Origin of the sequence: Pseudomonas protegens, from assembly GCF_003363755.1 — a bacterium.
GTDB classification, from domain to species: domain Bacteria; phylum Pseudomonadota; class Gammaproteobacteria; order Pseudomonadales; family Pseudomonadaceae; genus Aquipseudomonas; species Aquipseudomonas danubii.
Genome location: NZ_CP031396.1, coordinates 983,725 through 1,000,458, shown reverse-complemented (window position 1 = coordinate 1,000,458; position 16,734 = coordinate 983,725). Strand labels below are relative to the sequence as shown.

15 protein-coding genes are annotated in these 16,734 nt (G+C 67.0%); 14 read left to right on the top strand and 1 reads right to left on the bottom strand.

Annotated elements, in window-relative coordinates; genetic code table 11:
* Window positions 1–31: 31 nt before the first annotated feature.
* The 6 genes from DWF74_RS04140 (at window position 32) to DWF74_RS04115 (ending at window position 6,067) form a co-directional block, all read left to right on the top strand.
* Window positions 32–1,954 (top strand): phytase, encoded by a 1,923-nt coding sequence (locus tag DWF74_RS04140; RefSeq protein WP_115580416.1) that lies wholly within the window; start codon window positions 32–34, stop codon window positions 1,952–1,954.
* Window positions 1,955–2,045: 91 nt separating this feature from the next.
* On the top strand, window positions 2,046–2,756 hold the full coding sequence (gene tolQ, locus DWF74_RS04135) for a protein TolQ (RefSeq protein WP_108545627.1): 711 nt from the start codon (window positions 2,046–2,048) through the stop codon (window positions 2,754–2,756).
* Window positions 2,757–2,772: 16 nt separating this feature from the next.
* Complete coding sequence (gene tolR, locus DWF74_RS04130) at window positions 2,773–3,219, top strand: protein TolR (protein WP_115580415.1); 447 nt, start codon at window positions 2,773–2,775, stop codon at window positions 3,217–3,219.
* Complete coding sequence (locus DWF74_RS04125; RefSeq protein WP_115580414.1) at window positions 3,216–4,031, top strand: energy transducer TonB; 816 nt, start codon at window positions 3,216–3,218, stop codon at window positions 4,029–4,031. The genes tolR and DWF74_RS04125 overlap by 4 nt, the downstream gene beginning before the upstream one ends.
* A 162-nt stretch (window positions 4,032–4,193) precedes the next feature.
* Complete coding sequence (locus tag DWF74_RS04120; RefSeq protein WP_115580413.1) at window positions 4,194–5,081, top strand: Dyp-type peroxidase; 888 nt, start codon at window positions 4,194–4,196, stop codon at window positions 5,079–5,081.
* A gap of 17 nt (window positions 5,082–5,098) precedes the next feature.
* Entirely contained in the window at window positions 5,099–6,067 is a 969-nt protein-coding gene (locus DWF74_RS04115) for a Gfo/Idh/MocA family protein (protein ID WP_115582415.1), read from the top strand.
* Window positions 6,068–6,278: 211 nt separating this feature from the next.
* Here the strand turns inward: DWF74_RS04115 and DWF74_RS04110 are convergent, their stop codons facing one another.
* Complete coding sequence (locus DWF74_RS04110; protein WP_115580412.1) at window positions 6,279–6,569, bottom strand: type II toxin-antitoxin system ParD family antitoxin; 291 nt, start codon at window positions 6,567–6,569, stop codon at window positions 6,279–6,281.
* A gap of 180 nt (window positions 6,570–6,749) precedes the next feature.
* On the opposite strand from DWF74_RS04110, the gene lexA reads away from it, so the two are divergent.
* The 8 genes from lexA (at window position 6,750) to DWF74_RS04070 (ending at window position 16,663) form a co-directional block, all read left to right on the top strand.
* Window positions 6,750–7,367 carry a transcriptional repressor LexA gene (gene lexA, locus DWF74_RS04105; protein ID WP_115580411.1) on the top strand — a complete coding sequence of 206 codons (618 nt, stop codon included), beginning with the start codon at window positions 6,750–6,752 and terminating at the stop codon, window positions 7,365–7,367.
* On the top strand, window positions 7,367–7,984 hold the full coding sequence (imuA, locus tag DWF74_RS04100) for a translesion DNA synthesis-associated protein ImuA (RefSeq protein ID WP_115580410.1): 618 nt from the start codon (window positions 7,367–7,369) through the stop codon (window positions 7,982–7,984). Before lexA ends, imuA begins: the two co-directional genes overlap by 1 nt.
* A 7-nt stretch (window positions 7,985–7,991) precedes the next feature.
* Window positions 7,992–9,407, top strand: coding sequence for a Y-family DNA polymerase (locus DWF74_RS04095; protein ID WP_115580409.1), 1,416 nt, complete (start codon window positions 7,992–7,994; stop codon window positions 9,405–9,407).
* Complete coding sequence (locus tag DWF74_RS04090; RefSeq protein WP_115580408.1) at window positions 9,404–12,484, top strand: error-prone DNA polymerase; 3,081 nt, start codon at window positions 9,404–9,406, stop codon at window positions 12,482–12,484. The genes DWF74_RS04095 and DWF74_RS04090 overlap by 4 nt, the downstream gene beginning before the upstream one ends.
* A 507-nt stretch (window positions 12,485–12,991) precedes the next feature.
* Window positions 12,992–13,651, top strand: a complete 660-nt coding sequence (locus tag DWF74_RS04085) for a CsgG/HfaB family protein (protein WP_162884148.1) — start codon at window positions 12,992–12,994, stop codon at window positions 13,649–13,651.
* 28 nt (window positions 13,652–13,679) lie between these two features.
* Window positions 13,680–14,051, top strand: a complete 372-nt coding sequence (locus tag DWF74_RS04080) for a DUF4810 domain-containing protein (protein ID WP_102864845.1) — start codon at window positions 13,680–13,682, stop codon at window positions 14,049–14,051.
* Window positions 14,048–14,707, top strand: coding sequence for a DUF799 domain-containing protein (locus DWF74_RS04075; protein ID WP_102864846.1), 660 nt, complete (start codon window positions 14,048–14,050; stop codon window positions 14,705–14,707). Before DWF74_RS04080 ends, DWF74_RS04075 begins: the two co-directional genes overlap by 4 nt.
* A 237-nt stretch (window positions 14,708–14,944) precedes the next feature.
* Window positions 14,945–16,663, top strand: a complete 1,719-nt coding sequence (locus DWF74_RS04070; RefSeq protein WP_102864847.1) for an ATP-binding protein — start codon at window positions 14,945–14,947, stop codon at window positions 16,661–16,663.
* The last annotated feature ends 71 nt before the right edge of the window (window positions 16,664–16,734 follow it).

Below are 16,734 nucleotides of genomic sequence, written 5' to 3'. Positions count from 1 at the left end.
CCGCTGCCCGACTGCACCTCCAAGGATTGTGATGAGCACTGTATCGACCGCGAAAACCACTCTGCTGGCGCTGTGCATTGGCCTGGCCAGCAGTGCTGCCCAGGCCGCCCCCGGCGTGCCGGGCCTGACCCTCAAACCCTGGGCCGAGCAGACCCCGGGCGTCACCGGGCTGGGCTTCGTGCCCGCCGGTACAGGCGCCGACCGGCTGCTGGCCAGCGAGCGCGAAGGCCTGTTGCTGCTGGATGAACAGGGCCGCCAGCTGGCCCGCTTCAAGGGCTCGTTCAACGGCCTGGACAGCCGCGCCGCCGGCCAGCAACTGCTGGTGGCCAGCCTGGACAACGAACGCCAGCAGGCACTGCTGCTGAGCCTCGACCCGAAGGCCCGGCATTGGGGCCAGCCGCTGTACCTGCCGCCCCGCGACTTCCCGGTCAACGGCCTGTGCCTGTACCGCGACGAGGCCAGCAACCTGTTCCTGTTCCTGGTGGGCGAGGAGGGCAAGGGCGAGCAGTGGCTGGTGGGCCACGGCGCACAACTGAGCGCCGAGCCGCGACGGGTGCGTGGCCTGCCGCTGCCGCCGGAGGCCAAGTTCTGCCAGGTGGATGACGCCGCCCAGCAACTGCTGGTCAATGAACAGAACGTCGGCTGGTGGGCCTACCCGGCCCACGCCGAAGCCGACACTGCACGCCAGCCGGTGGCCCTGCGCGCGCCCTTTGGCGAGATCAGGAAAAGCGCCGGGGCCATGGCCCTGGTGCCGGGCGGGGTACTGGGCCTGGACCCGAAAGCCGCGCAACTGCATCTCTATCAGCAGCAGGAGCAGGGCTGGTCGGCCCAGGCCAGCTTGCCCCTGAGCGGCCTCAAGGAACCGGAAAACATCGCCCTGCGCGCCAGCGCCAAGGGCCTGCAAGTGTTGCTGCGCGATGACGAGGATGGCCGCCTGTACCAGGGCCAGCTGGACTGGCAGGCCCACGCGCCGGCCCTGCCGCCGGTATTGCCCAACGTGCAGGCGGCGGTGCAGAGCGAACCGGTGGGGCGCCAGGGCGATGCCGCCGATGACCCGGCGATCTGGGTCCACCCGCAGCAGCCGTCCCTGAGCCGGGTGCTGGGCACCAACAAGAAGCAGGGCCTGCTGGCCTACGACCTGCAGGGCAAGCTGTTGCAGGAACTGGCGGTGGGGCGCCTGAACAACGTCGACGTGCGTCCCAACTTCAAGCTGGGCCAGCAGACCGTGGACCTGGCCGTGGCCAGCAACCGCGACCGCAACAGCCTCAGCCTGTTCGCCATCGACCGTGCCAGCGGCGAGCTGCGCGAGGCCGGGGAGATCCCCACGCCACTCAAGGCGATCTACGGCCTGTGCCTGTTCCAGCCCGCCAGCGGCGAGATCTATGCGATTGCCAACGACAAGGACGGCACCTTCGTCCAGTACCGCCTGAGTGCGCCGTCCGGCAGTGCCCAGGGCGAGCTGGTGCGCCAGTTCAAGGTGGCCAGCCAGCCCGAAGGTTGCGTCGCCGACGACCAGCGCCAGCGGCTGTTCCTGGGGGAAGAGGACGTCGGGGTCTGGGCCCTGGACGCCCGCCCCGAACAACCGGCGACCCTGCACAGCGTGATCAAGGTCGGCGGCCTGTTGCAGGCCGATGTCGAGGGCCTGGCCCTGTACCAGAGCAACGCCCGCGACTACCTGGTGATTTCCAGCCAGGGCAACGACAGCTACCTGGTGCTGGACGCCGAGCCGCCGTTCGCTTCCCACGGTGCCTTCCGGGTCGGCCTCAACGCCGCGGCGGGGATCGACGGCGCCTCGGAAACCGACGGCCTGGAAGTCACCTCGGCCAACCTCGGCGGGCCCTGGAGCCAGGGCCTGCTGGTGGTCCAGGACGGGCGCAAGCGCATGCCCGAGCAGACCCAGAACTTCAAGTTCGTGCCCTGGGCCGACGTCACCCGGGCCCTGAAGCTGCCCTGAGCGGCTGTCATCACCCGGTCATCGGCATGTCATCGAATAGCCCCACCGGCACGGCTCTGGCCCCGGCGGGCACCCGCGAAGGAGTTTCACCATGCAAGCCACACTCGAACACATGAGCATCTGGGGGCTGATCAGCGATGCCAGCCTGTTGGTCAAGGCGGTGATGCTGACCCTGCTCCTGGCATCCCTGCTCAGCTGGTACCTGATCATCCAGCGCGGCGCCGTGCTGCGCGGCCGTGAGCGCCGTTGCAACGCGTTCATCCAGCGCTTTCGCGCCGCCCCCGAACTCTTGCCGCTGTACCGCGAAGTGGCCCGCAAGGCCGACGGCGAAGGCGGCGTGGAGCCGATCTTTGTCGCCGGCTATGAGGAATTCGGCCACCTGCACGGCGCGGCCGGCGGCGCCGCTGAAGGCGTGCTGGAGGGCGTGGAACGGGCCTTGTACGTGGCCATCAGCGAGCAGGAAACCCGCCTGGAAAAGGGCCTGCAGTTTCTTGCCACCGTGGGCTCGGTCAGCCCCTATATCGGCCTGTTCGGCACCGTGTGGGGGATCATGAACTCCTTCCTCGGCCTGTCCCAGGTGCAGCAGGCGACCCTGTCCACCGTGGCCCCGGGCATTGCCGAGGCGCTGATCGCCACCGCCATCGGCCTGTTCGCGGCGATTCCCGCGGTGATCGCCTACAACCGCTTCTCGGCCCGCAGCCAGACCCTGCTGACCCGCTACTACGCCTTTGGCAACGAACTGCAGGTGCGCCTGCACCGCACCTTGCAGGGCACCCCGAGCCACCTGGCCGTGGCCGCCTGAGAGAAGGAGCAAGCCGATGTTAGTCAGGCCGCAACGCAAGCACGGACCCAAGGCGGAAATGAACGTGGTGCCCTACATCGACGTGATGCTGGTGCTGCTGGTGATCTTCATGGTCACCGCGCCGATGCTCACCCAGGGGGTGAAGATCGAATTGCCCAAGGTCGCCAGCCAGGCCCTGGCCACCGACAGCCGCCAGCAGATCCTCACCCTGTCGGTGAAGGCCGAGGGCGGCTACTACTGGAACCTGGGCAGCGAACTCGACACCCGGCACCAGACCGACAGCGCCGTGGACCTGGAGCAGATGCGCGCCAAGGTGGCCCAGGTGATTGCCCAGCGCGGCGACACCCAGGTGTACATCCGTGCCGACCAGGATGCCGCCTACGCCAGCGTGGTGGCGGCCATGGCCGCGTTGCAGCAGGGCGGGGTGCACAACCTGGGGCTGGTGACCGAGGCCCCGCAATGACGGCGATGATCATCCACAGCCCCACGGTGCTTCCCATGGGGCCCGAAGCCTCCGGCTTCTGGCGCAACAGCCTGGCGGCGACCCTGGCCCTGGCCCTGCACGCCGGGGTGCTGGCGGCGCTGGTGCTGGGCTGGTCGGTGGACAAACCCCAGGTCGAGGCGCCGGCGGTGCTGACCACCCAACTGGTGATGCTGGCGCCTCCCGCCGCCCCCGCCGAACCCCTGCCGGCGGTGGCCGAGGTGGCACCGCCACCACCGCCCGCGCCAGCGGCTCCGCCGCCGCCGAGTCGACCCCAGGTAGACCCCCAGGTGCAGGCGCAGAAGCTGGAACAGGCGGCCCTGGCGCGCAAGCGTGTGGACGACAAGAAACGTGAGCAGGTGCAGGAGCAGCAACGCCAGCAGCGCGAGCGCCTGGACGCCGAACAGCGCCAGCGCGACGCCGAGCAACGCCTGGCCCAGGAACAAGCCCAGGCCCAGCGCGCCGAACAGTCGCGGCTGGCCGCCGAGCGCGCGCGCCAGCAGGCGGCCCAGGCCGCCGCCGACAGCCGCCAGTACCAGCCCCTGAGCAAGGAGGCTCCGGACTACCCGCAGCGAGCCCTGGACAAGAACCTGGAAGGCGACTGCACCGTGGAATACAGCGTCAATCCCCAGGGCCGGGTGGAGAACCCCAAGGTCATCGACGGCTGCCACCCGCTGTTCATGCGCCCATCCCTGGCGGCGGTGGCGACCTTCCGCTACCAGCCTCGGCTGATCGACGGTCAGGCGGTGACGGTGCCGGCGGTGCGCAACACCTTTCACTATCGGATCCACTAGGGGCGCCCCGGCTTCGCCCGCCAGCGGCTGCCGGGTGGGCCGGGCAGTCCCTTGGCGCAGGCCGGAGCTGTGCTGTTGCCGCCGGTTGCCAATCCGTTGCGCAACGGCACTGACGCCTGCGCCGCACAGCGGTAAACTCCCCGCCTTTATTCAGGAGTTCCCATGAGTTACTACCAGCCCGGCATCCTCGCTGCACCCGTTCCGTCCCAGGCCCGTCATTTGTTCTTTGCCCTTGAGTCCCTTGAGGCGTTGCCCCAGGCCCTCGACCAGTTGCTGGCGCGGGTGGACGGCGCAACGGCGGTGGCAGGCTTTGGCGCATCGCTGGTCAAGGCCCTGGGCGCCCGGGTGCAAGGGCTCAAGGCGTTCCCGGCGCTGACCGGCGTCGGTGTCGACAACCCTTCGACCCAGCACGCGCTGTGGGTCTGGCTGCACGGTGAGGAGCGCGGCGAACTGCTGCACCGCAGCAACGAACTGGAGGCCGCGCTGGCCCCGGCCTTTCGTCTGGTCGGCATGCAGGAAGCCTTCCGCCACAAGAGCGGTCACGACCTGACCGGTTATGAAGATGGCACCGAGAATCCTCATGAAGAGGCCGCCGTGGCTGCGGCGCTGGCCGAGGGTGAAGACGGCCTGCGCGGTGGCAGCTTTGCCGCGATCCAGCAGTGGCAGCACGACTTCAAGGGCTTTGCCGCGATGCACCAGCAAGAGCGCGACCACATCATCGGCCGGCGCCTGAGCGATAACGAAGAGCTGGACGATGCCCCGGAATCGGCCCACGTCAAGCGCACCGCCCAGGAAAGCTTCACCCCTGAGGCCTTCATGGTGCGTCGTTCGATGCCCTGGATCGAAGGTGACAAGGGCGGCCTGATGTTCCTCGCCTTCGGTCACAGCCTGAACGCCTTCGAAGTCCAGCTGCGGCGCATGAGCGGCCTGGAGGACGGCATCGTCGACGGCCTGTACCGCATGAGCCGGCCGATCACCGGTGGCTACTACTGGTGCCCGCCGCTGCACAACGGCCAGCTCGACCTGCGCGCGTTGCAAGCGGCGAAATGAATACCGAGACCGGGTCGCTGGGCACCGTGCGCTGGGGCATGATCGGTTGCGGCAGCGTCACCGAGCGCAAGAGCGGCCCGGCCTTCTACAAGGTCCCGGGTTCAGCGCTGGTGGCGGTGATGGGCCGCCGCGCCGAGGCGGTGCGCGACTATGCACGGCGCCACGGCATTGCTCGTTACTACACCGATGCCCAGGCCCTGATCGACGACCCCGAGGTGGACGCGGTGTACATCGCCACGCCCCCCGACAGCCACTACGCCTACAGCCTGCAAGTGGCCGCCGCCGGCAAGCATTGCTGCGTGGAAAAACCCATGGCCCTGCATGCCGGGCAGAGCCGGGCCATGCAGCAGGCGTTCCAGCAGGCCGGGTTGCACCTGTTCGTGGCCTATTACCGGCGTTCCCTGCCGCGCTTTGCCCAGGTGCGGCAATGGCTGGCGGATGGCCGCATCGGTGAGGTCCGGCACCTGCACTGGAGCCTGAGCAAGGCCGCCTCCGAGGCTGACCGCAGCGGCGCGGCCAACTGGCGGACCGACCCACGGATTGCCGGTGGCGGTTACTTCGCCGACCTGGCCAGTCATGGCCTGGACCTGTTCCAGTACCTGCTGGGGGACATCGTCGAGGTGGCCGGCATCAGCACTCGCCAGGCCGGGCTGTATGCCGCCGAGGACGCGGTCAGCGCCAGCTGGCGCTTCGCCTGCGGGGCCCTGGGCAGCGGCGCCTGGAACTTCGTCGCCGACCGCCGGGTGGACCGGGTGGAGATCATCGGCAGCCAGGGGCGCATCAGCTTTTCCGTGTTCGACGAGCATCCGCTGCAACTTGAAGCCGAAGAGACCCTGAGCCTGGTCATCGAGCACCCCGAGCACATCCAGTGGCATCACGTGCAGGGCATGAACGCCCATATCCGCGGCGAGTCCCGGCACCCGGCCCTGGCCAGCGAAGCCCTGAAGACCGATTGGGTCATGGATCGGATCCTGCAGCGCGGCTGAGCCAATGGCGGCGGTCTTTCGGGCCGCTTCGCTGGCAAGCCGGCTCCTACCGGGGGCAGGGCATTTCCGTGTAGGAGCTGGCTTGCCAGCGAAGGCGTTCTTGAGGCGGGTGCCAGTCACGCGGGCCGCTTCGCCAAAGTGTCTTTGGGAAAACCGCAGTGCATCGACGATGTCGGTTCGGGCTGCATTGGAGATCCGCTACTGGACCATCTCAGTGTTGCTCTTGATCCGTGGCGATCGCTTCCAGTCCCAGCTCATCCAGGTAGTGCTGCAGGTTTTCTTCCCGCACCTGGCTGAAGCGTCCTTGTTGCAGGTCCGCGATACCGATCGCAGCGGCTTGGCGCAATGCCTCGATTTTCGCGGCTTCCTCGGCAACCCGTTGTTCCAGCAGACGCAAACCTTCGCGCATGACCTCGCTGGCGTTCTGGTAACGACCGGATTTGACCAGGTTGTTGATGAGCTGCTCTTGATGGGCGGTGAGGACAACGTTTCGCGTTGGCATGCCGTGCTCCTGGGCTGGGCGTGTGAGGAAAGGCGTTGGCATATTATGCCAAGTGGTGGGCAGATTCAGCCTTGACGGGCGCCTGACGACAGGCGGTTGCGGGCGTTCATCGGCATCGACGATGGTTTTCTGGCAGGACTGATTGGCGGTTCTTGTCAGATAAATCCGAGAGGAGTACAAATGTACTCCATGAAGACTTTATCCCCCCGCCGCAGTGCCATCCTGACCTTTATCCGCGAACGCATCGCCGATTATGGCCAGCCCCCAAGCCTCGCTGAAATCAGCGAGGCGTTCGGTTTTGCCTCGCGCAGCGTGGCGCGCAAGCATGTGCTGGCGCTGACCGAGGCCGGGTTTATCGAGGTCAACCCCCATCAGGCCCGGGGCATTCGCCTGCTCAATCAGCCGCGGCGCCCGGAGCTGCTGGAGATCCCGGTGCTGGGGCGGGTGGCCGCCGGTGCGCCGATTGGCGTCGATGCCGACATACACGGCCAGTTGTGGCTGGACCCGGGGATGTTCTCCCGCACTCCGGATTATTTGCTGCGGGTCCAGGGCGATTCGATGATTGATGACGGCATCCTCGACGGCGATCTGGTGGCGGTGCGCCGCAGCAGTGAGGTGCGTAACGGCCAGACGGTGATCGCCCGCCTGGACGGCGAGGTCACCATCAAGCGTTTCGAGCGCAAGGGGCAGGGCATTCGCCTGTTGCCGCGCAACCCGGCCTATCAGCCGATCGAGGTTACCGACGACCACGAACTGTTTATCGAAGGTGTGTTCTGCGGTCTGGTGAGGCCAGGCTGATGGGTGCCGTGGTCGCACTGGATACCCTGTTCAATGGCGGACGGGTATGGAAAGGCCGCCCGGCGGCCGCGCCGGTCAGCCTGCAGCCGACGGGGCATGCTGCTTTGGATGCGGTGCTGCCCACCGGCGGCTGGCCGGAGGCGGCGCTGACGGAAATCCTCATCGCCGCCCAGGGCCTGGGCGAGCTGCAGTTGCTGTGGCCGAGCCTGGCGCGGCTGACCGCGGCGGGGGAGCGGGTGGTGCTGGTGGCGCCACCCTTCGTGCCCTATCCCCAGGCCTGGCAGAACGCCGGGGTGGATGTGCGCCAGCTGTCGATCATCCAGGCCGGGGAGCGCGATGCCTTGTGGGCCGCTGAGCAATGCCTGCGTTCTGGCAGTTGCGGCGCGGTGCTGTGCTGGCCGCAACAAGTCGACGACCGCGCCCTGCGGCGCTTGCAGGTGGCGGCGGAAAGCGGCCAGACCCTGGCTTTCGCCTACCGGCCCCTGGACGCCGCGCACAACCCGTCGCCGGCGGCCCTGAGGATCAGCGTGCAGGGTCGCCCCGTGCAGTTGCGGGTACTCAAGTGCCGGGGCGGGCTGGCCCATCCGGCCCCGATTGCCTGGCCCGCCGGGCACTGAGGTTGGCATGCGCTGGGTGTGCATTCTGTTCCCGCAATTGGCGCTGGACGCCGTGCTGCGTCAGCGCGCCGAACCCGAGGCGCCCCTGGCGCTGCTCAGTGGCACCCCGCAGCGCCGGGTGATCCAGGCGGTGAATGGCGCCGCCCGCGAGCTGGGCCTGCGCCCCGGGCAATCGCTGACCGCCGCCCAGGCCCTGACCAAGGCTTTTGCCAGCGCCGAATACGATCCGCAGCAGATCGAGCACTGGCAGCAGTTTCTCGCCGCCTGGGCCTATGGCTTCAGCTCCCAGGTCAGCGTGGCCTACCCCCGTACCCTGGTGCTGGAGATCGAGTCCAGCCTGGGCCTGTTCGGCCCCTGGCCGCAGTTGGAGGCGCGCCTGCGCCGGGAGTTGCAGGCCCTGGGCTTTCGTCATCGCATCGTCGCCGCGCCCAATCCGGCGGCGGCTCGGGTCCTGGCCAATGCCTATGACGGCTTGGCGGTGGCCGACGGCGAGGCCCTGGCCAGGGCCCTGGGAGCGATGCCCATCGAGCGCCTGGGCCTGGCCCCGGAGCAGGCCACGGCCCTGTCGCGCATGGGAGTGCGCAGCTTCCAGCAGTTGCGGGAGCTGCCCCGGTCTAGCTTGGCCCGGCGTTTTGACGGCAGCCTGCTCAAGCACCTGGATACCCTGCTCGGTGAGCGTCCGCTGGGGCTGGCGTTCTATCAGCCGCCGGACCGTTTCGACCTGCGCATCGAGCTGAATTTCGATGTGCTGTCCCATCAGGCGCTGCTGTTTCCCCTGCGCCGGCTGACTGCCGATCTGGCGGCCTTTCTCTGTGGCCGCGACAGCGGGGTGCAGCGTTTTGCCCTGCACCTGGAACATGCCGAAGGCGCCGACACCCTGATCCCGGTGGGGCTGCTCAGCGCCGAGCGCGATCCGGCGATGCTGTTTGAACTGGCCCGTGGGCGCCTGGAGCAGATCCAGGTGCCGGCGCCGGTGCGCAACCTGCGGCTGGTGGCCGAGGACCTGCCGCTGTTCGTGCCCCGGCACACGGAACTGTTCGACGAGCGCCCGCAGCAGAACCTGCCCTGGGAGCAGTTGCGCGAACGCCTGCGGGCGCGCCTGGGGGATGACGCGGTGCAGGGCCTGGGGCATCGCGCTGATCATCGACCGGAGCGCAGTTGGCAGACCCAGACTGATCCGCGCCCCTGTCCGGCCAGCCCCGGATTGCGCCGTCCTGGCTGGCTGTTCACTGAACCCCAGGCCCTGAACGAAGGCAGCGTGCGGATTCTCATGGGCCCGGAGCGCATCGAGTCCGGCTGGTGGGACGGCGCCGACGTGCGCCGCGACTACTACCTGATCGAAACCTGCGCCGGCCAGCAGGGCTGGGCCTATCGTCAGGTCGGCGAGCCCGGGCCCTTGCTGCTGCAAGGCTGGTTCGCATGAGGGCTTACGCCGAGCTGCACTGCCTGTCCAACTTCAGTTTCCAGCGCGGAGCTTCCAGCGCTCAGGAACTGTTCCAGCGCGCCAAGGCCCTGGACTATCAGGCCCTGGCGATCACCGATGAATGCACCCTGGCGGGGATTGTCCGGGCCTGGCAGGCCTCACGCGATACTGGCCTCAAGCTGATCATCGGCAGCGAAATGCAGGTCGAGGGCGGCCCGCGCCTGGTGCTGCTGGTGGAGGACCTGGCGGGTTACCAGGGCCTGTGCCGGTTGATCACCCGGGCCCGGCGCCGGGCGGAGAAGGGCAGTTATCGCCTGCTGCGCGAGGACTTCATCGAACCCTTGCCGGGGCTGCTGGCCCTGTGGCTGACGGACGATGGCCCGGCGACGGACCACAGCCACTGGCTGCGCCAGATATTCCCCGAGCGCCTATGGCTGGCGCTGGAACTGCATTGCGGCCAGGACGATGCCCGGCACCTGCAACAGCGGCTGGCCCTGGCCCGGCAACTGGGGCTGCCGGCCGTGGCCTGTGGCGATGTGCACATGCACGTGCGCGGGCGCCGGGCCTTGCAGGACACCATGACCGCGATCCGCCATCACCTGCCGGTGGCCGAGGCCGGGCAGCGGCTGTTCGCCAACGGCGAGCGTCACCTGCGGCCCATCGAGGTGCTGCAAGGCCTGTACCCGCAGGCCTTGCTCGACGAATCGCTGGTCATCGCCGGACGCTGCGTGTTCGACCTCGGCCAGTTGCGCTACCAATACCCCCGGGAGCTGGTGCCCGACGGCCATGACGCCGGCTCCTGGCTGCGGGTGCTGACCCAGCGCGGCATTCTGCGCCGCTGGCCCGGTGGAGCCCGGGCCGAGGTGCTGCAGCAGATCGAGCATGAGCTGACGTTGATCAGCGACCTGGGCTACGAGAGCTACTTTCTTACCGTGCACGACATCGTCGATTTTGCCCGGCGCCAGCACATTCTCTGCCAGGGCCGGGGTTCGGCGGCCAACTCGGTGGTGTGTTTCGTCCTCGGCATCACCGAGATCGACCCGGACCGCTCGACCCTGTTGTTCGAGCGCTTCCTGTCCAGGGAACGCAACGAGCCGCCGGACATCGACGTCGACTTCGAACACGAGCGCCGCGAAGAGGTGCTGCAGTACGTGTTCCAGCGTTACGGCCGGCACCGCGCGGCGCTGACCGCGGTGGTCAGCACCTACCACGGCGCCGGGGCGGTGCGCGATGTGGCCAAGGCCCTGGGCTTGCCGCCGGATCAGGTCAACGCTCTGGCCGACTGCTGCGGCCACTGGAGCGATACGCCGCCCAGCGTCGAGCGTCTGCAGGAGGCCGGTTTCGACCCCGAGAGCCCGGTGCTGCGCCGGGTCCTGAGCCTGACCGGGCAGTTGATCGGCTTTCCCCGGCACCTGTCCCAGCACCCCGGCGGCTTCGTGATTTCCGAGCAGCCCCTGGACCATCTGGTGCCGGTGGAGAACGCGAGCATGGCCGAGCGCACGGTGATCCAGTGGGACAAGGACGACCTGGACATGGTCGGCCTGCTCAAGGTGGACATCCTCGCCCTGGGCATGCTCAGCGCCATCCGCCGTTGCTTCGACCTGATCCACGGCTACCGCGGTCAGCGCTACAGCCTCACCAGCATTCCGGCCGAAGACCCGGCCACTTACCAGATGATCGGTCGCGCCGACACCATCGGCGTGTTCCAGATCGAGTCCCGGGCGCAGATGTCGATGCTGCCCCGACTCAAGCCGCAGAACTTCTATGACCTGGTGATCGAGGTGGCGATCGTCCGCCCCGGGCCGATCCAGGGCGGCATGGTGCATCCCTACCTGCGTCGGCGTAACCGTGAAGAGCCGGAGACGTATCCGTCGTCGAAGTTGGAAGCGGTGCTCAAGCGAACTCTGGGCGTGCCGCTGTTTCAGGAGCAGGTGATGCAGATCGCCATTGTCGCCGCCGACTACACCCCGGGGGAGGCCGACCAGTTGCGCCGTTCCATGGCCGCCTGGAAGCGCCACGGCGGCCTGGAGCCGCACCGCGAACGGCTGCGCCAGGGCATGCGCAAGAACGGCTACAGCGACGAGTTCGCGGCGCAGATCTTCGAGCAGATCAAGGGCTTTGGCAGCTACGGCTTTCCCGAATCCCATGCCGCCAGTTTTGCCTTGCTGACCTACGCCAGTTGCTGGCTCAAGTGCCACGAACCGGCGGCCTTCGCCTGCGCCCTGATCAACAGCTGGCCCATGGGTTTCTACAGTCCGGACCAGATCCTCCAGGACGCCCGGCGCCACGGTTTGCAGATTTTGCCGGTGGAGGTGAGCGCCAGTGACTGGGACTGCAGCCTGGACGCTGGACAGGGCCTGTCCGGGCAGCCGGCCGTGCGCCTGGGGCTGCGCATGATCAAGGGCTTTCGCCAGGAGGACGGCCAACGCATCGAGAGCGCACGCCGGCAGCGGGGCTTTGTCGATATTGCCGACCTGGCCGAGCGCGCCCGGCTGGACGTCCGCGCCCAGGAGCTGCTGGCGGATGCCGGAGCCCTGCGGGCGCTGGCCGGGGATCGCTACCGGGCACGCTGGGAAGTGGCCGGGGTGGAGAAGCAACTGGGGCTGTTCGCCGATCTGCCACGCCAGGAGGAGGCCCCGGTGAACCTGCCCCGGCCCAGCGTCGGCGAAGACTTGCAGGCCGATTACCACAGCCTCGGCACCACCCTGGGGCCCCATCCTCTGGCGCTGCTGCGTGCGCAGCTCAAGGCCCGGCGCTGCCGCAGTTCCCGGGAACTGCTGGAGGTTGAGCACGGGCGTTCGGTGAGCGTGGCCGGGCTGGTCACCGGGCGCCAGCGCCCGGGCACCGCCAGCGGGGTGACCTTCGTCACCCTGGAAGACGAGTTCGGCAACGTCAACGTGGTGGTCTGGCGCGACCTGGCCGAACGCCAGCGTCGGGTACTGGTGGGTTCGCAGTTGCTCAAGGTCGACGGCACCCTGGAGACCGAGGGCGAAGTGCGCCACCTGATTGCCGGACGCCTGACGGATCTGAGCCCGTTGCTGGCTGGCATCAGCGTGCGCAGTCGGGATTTTCGCTGACTGCCGCCGAGCCTCTGGCGGTCTCAGGACTTTTGCGTCTCCTGCGGAGCCGTTCGCAGCCTGCGGCAGCGGCTACAAAAGTCAGGCTCGGCACTGGCCTGTAGCCGCTGCCGAGCCATGGCGAGGCTGCGCAAAGGCCCGCAGGGCCTTGCTTGGCGATCTGCTGCCGAGCCTCTGGCTGTCTCAGGACTTTACGTCTCCTGCGTCGGAATGCCGCCCAAGCCGTTCGCAGCCTGCGGCAGCGGCTACACAGCTCCCGGCCCCTAGGTTTTGCGAGCGGAGACAGGTGGACGCTGATGATTTTTTATTCCTTTTCGGTATGGTGGCGCTTTGGCATAATCGCCGCCGATGATGCCCCCTGCATCAAGTTTCAGAACGTCCCGCCGATGCTTTTCCAGCCCCCACAGACTGGGGCCAGAGGCTTACGGCAGGGCGAAAGTGCATCGAGACGGTGCACCCAAATGGATACTCAAAAAGGAACCTAGAGTGAGAGTGATCTCGAAGTTGATGTTGTCCGCTGCAGCACTGGCGGTGCTGACGGGCATGAGCGGTTGTGCCACTGAAAGCTCCCGCGCCTTGCCGGTGGAAAAGGTCCAGAGCGCCAGCCAGGTGTGGACCGGGGCCCGGGTGCCGATGGCGGTGGGCAAGTTCGATAACCGTTCCAGCTACATGCGCGGAATTTTCTCCGACGGCGTCGACCGCCTCGGCGGCCAGGCCAAGACCATCCTCATCACCCACCTGCAGCAGACCAACCGTTTTAACGTGCTGGACCGCGACAACATGGGCGAGATCCAGCAGGAAGCCGCGATCAAGGGCCAGGCGCAGAAACTCAAGGGCGCGGATTTCGTGGTCACCGGCGACGTCACCGAGTTCGGCCGCAAGGAAACCGGCGACCACCAGTTGTTCGGCATTCTCGGCCGCGGCAAGACCCAGGTGGCCTACGCCAAGGTGGCGTTGAACATCGTCAATATCAGCACTTCCGAAGTGGTGTATTCGACCCAGGGTGCCGGCGAGTACGCCCTGTCCAACCGTGAAGTGATCGGCTTCGGCGGCACCGCTTCCTACGACTCGACCCTCAACGGCAAGGTGCTGGACCTGGCCATGCGCGAGGCGGTCAACCGCATGGTCGAAGCCATCGATGCCGGGGCCTGGAAACCCGGCCGCTGATCAATACTGCTGACAGGGAGACGTAAGCATGTTCAAGACCTTCACCGCGCGGCCACTGCTGGCCGGCGCCTTGCTGGGCAGCGTTTTGCTGGCCGGCTGCAGCGGGCCGAAGACGCTGTACCAGTGGGAAACCTACCAGGCCCAGACCTACGAATACTTCAAGGGCGAGGAAGCCCGCGAGGCCCAGGTCGAGGCGCTGGAGCGCGACCTGCAGAAGATCAAGTCCACCGGCAAGGCGGTGCCGCCGGGTTACCACGCGCACCTGGGCATGCTCTACGCGGGCCTGGGCAAGGATGACCAGATGGTGCAGCAGTTCAATACCGAGAAGGCGCTGTTCCCCGAGTCCGCCTCGTACATGGACTTTCTGTTGAAGAACGCCAAGCAGGGAGCCGCTAAATGAACTTCACCACCTTGCGCAACCTCCTGGGCCTGTTGAGTGTCAGCCTGCTGGTGGGCTGCGCTGCACCCAAGACCGTGGACTATTCGGCCTACAAGCAGGCCCGGCCGAAGTCGATCCTGGTGCTGCCGCCACTCAATGAGTCGCCGGACGTCAAGGCCACCTACAGCATGCTGTCCCAGGTAACCTTTCCCCTGGCCGAAGCCGGTTACTACGTGATGCCGATTGCCGTGGTGGATGAAACCTTCCGCCACAACGGGCTGACCAATCCGGCGGACATCCACGGCCTGTCGCCGGCCAAGCTCAACCAGATCTTCGGCGCCGACGCCGGGCTGTACATCACGGTCAAGGAATATGGCACCAGCTACATGTTGATCAGCAGCGAGACCGTGGTCACCGCCAGCGCCACCCTGGTAGACCTCAAGACCGGCACCACCCTGTGGACCGGCAGCGCTCGCGCCTCCAGCGAGGAAGGCAACAGCGGCAACAGCGGCGGCCTGGTGGGCATGCTGATCACTGCCGCGGTGAAGCAGATCATCAACACCTCCACCGACGCCGGGCACCCGATCGCCGGCATCACCAGCCAGCGCCTGCTGTCGGCCGGGCAACGCACCGGTCTACTGTACGGTCCGCGCTCGCCGAAATACGGCACCGACTGAGGCCTTGCGGGCGGGCAATCCGCCCTTTGCCAGGGGGGCGCTTAGCGGCGTCCTCCTGGACTGGCCGGGATCGCCTATTCTGTGTGTTCAGTGCTGTTGAACCGGGCGTGTCCAGGTTTTCCGGTCCAGGGCTGAAAACCGTGAAACCATCCGCCCGGGCCGTGCTCAAAGGCTCTGGAGGCTGTGCGCAACCTCTTGAAAACCCATGCTGTATCACGTTTTTCGTAGAGTCCGTTCATGCCGTTCTTATCAGATCATCACGGGTGCCAGGGGTGGAAAGGCGAGATGGCCGAACGCATCCGTGCCTTCGACTGGTCCGTCACCAGCCTGGGTTCATTGCAGCACTGGAGCCATAGCCTGCGCAGCACGGTGCAACTGATGCTCGGCTCGCCGGTGCCGATGGTGATGCTCTGGGGGCCGTTGGGCTACATGATCTACAACGATGCCTACGCGGTGTTCGCTGGCGGGCGCCACCCTTATCTGCTGGGCTGCGCGGTGGAGCTGGGCTGGCCGGAAGTGGCCGAGTTCAATCGCGGCGTGATGAACACCTGCCTCAGTGGCGGCACCTTGTCCTATCGCAATAAGGAACTGGTGCTGCTGCGCAACGGCGAACCGGAAAACGTCTGGCTGGACCTCTACTACAGCCCGGTGGCCGGTGATGACCAGGCACCCGCCGGGGTCATTGCGATCGTCGTGGAAACCACCGCCCATGTGATTTCCGAACAGCGCCGGCAGGCCGCCGAGGATGATCTGCGGCAAATGACCCGCAACCTCGAGCAGCGGGTGCTGGAAGAGGTCAATGCACGGCTGAGCGCCGAGGAGCAGTTGCGTCAGGCACAGAAGCTTGAAGCCATTGGCGGCCTCACCGGTGGCGTGGCCCATGACTTCAATAACCTGCTGCAAGTGATTTCCGGCAACCTGCACCTGCTGGCCCGCCATGAGCCGGACAACGCCAATGTGCAGCGCCGTACCGGGGCCGCACTGGCGGCGGTGGAGCGCGGGGCCAAGCTGTCGACCCAACTGTTGGCCTTTGCCCGACGCCAGCCGTTGTCGCCGGCGATCTACAACCCGCACCATCTGTACGAGGGGTTGGGTGAACTGCTGCAGCGTGCCCTGGGTGAAACCATTGCTATCAAGGTGCAACTGCCCGACCAGCCCTGGTGCATTCATGTGGACCGCAATCAGTTGGAAAACGCCGTGCTCAACCTGGCAATCAATGCCCGGGACGCCATGGGCGGCGAGGGCACCATCAGCATCAGCGCGGAGAATCTGCTGCTGGACCGCAGCTTCTGTACCGGCAAGGACATCATCCCCGGCGAGTACCTGCGCCTGACCGTGGCCGACAGCGGCAGCGGCATGTCCCCTGAAGTGCTCAAGCAGGCTTTCGAGCCGTTTTTCACCACCAAGTCCGACGGCCATGGCACCGGCCTGGGCCTGAGCATGGTGTTCGGGTTCGTCAAGCAGAGCGGCGGCCATATCGACATCCTCAGCCTTCCCGGGCAGGGCACCCGGGTGCAGATGTATTTCGCCCGCAGTGCCGCTCAGGAGGCCCAGCGTGCGCCGGCCTGCCCGGCGCGTGGGCCAGGAGGGCAGGCGTGCATCCTGGTGGTGGAGGACAACGCCGATGTGCGCAGTGCAGCGGTGGAAATGCTCAAGCACGAGGGCTATCAGGTGCGTGCCGCGACCAATGGCGATGCCGCCATGCAATTGCTGATGGCAGGGCTCAAGGTCGACCTGATCTTCACCGATGTGGTGATGCCCGGTCTGATCAAGAGCACCGATCTGGCCACCTGGGCCAGGACCCAGGCACCGCCGATTGCGGTGTTGTTCACCTCGGGGCACACCCGGGACATGATTTCGCGCAATCATCAGCTCAGTCCGGACACTCATCTGTTGAGCAAGCCTTACGGCCCCGAGGACCTGAGCGCCATGGTGCGCTCCTTGCTGGGGGCCTGAGTCCTTTGCGCACCGCCGCTTCAGGGCTTGCCCCGGCACCTGCAGGTTGTGTGATGATCGCCGCTCGCGCC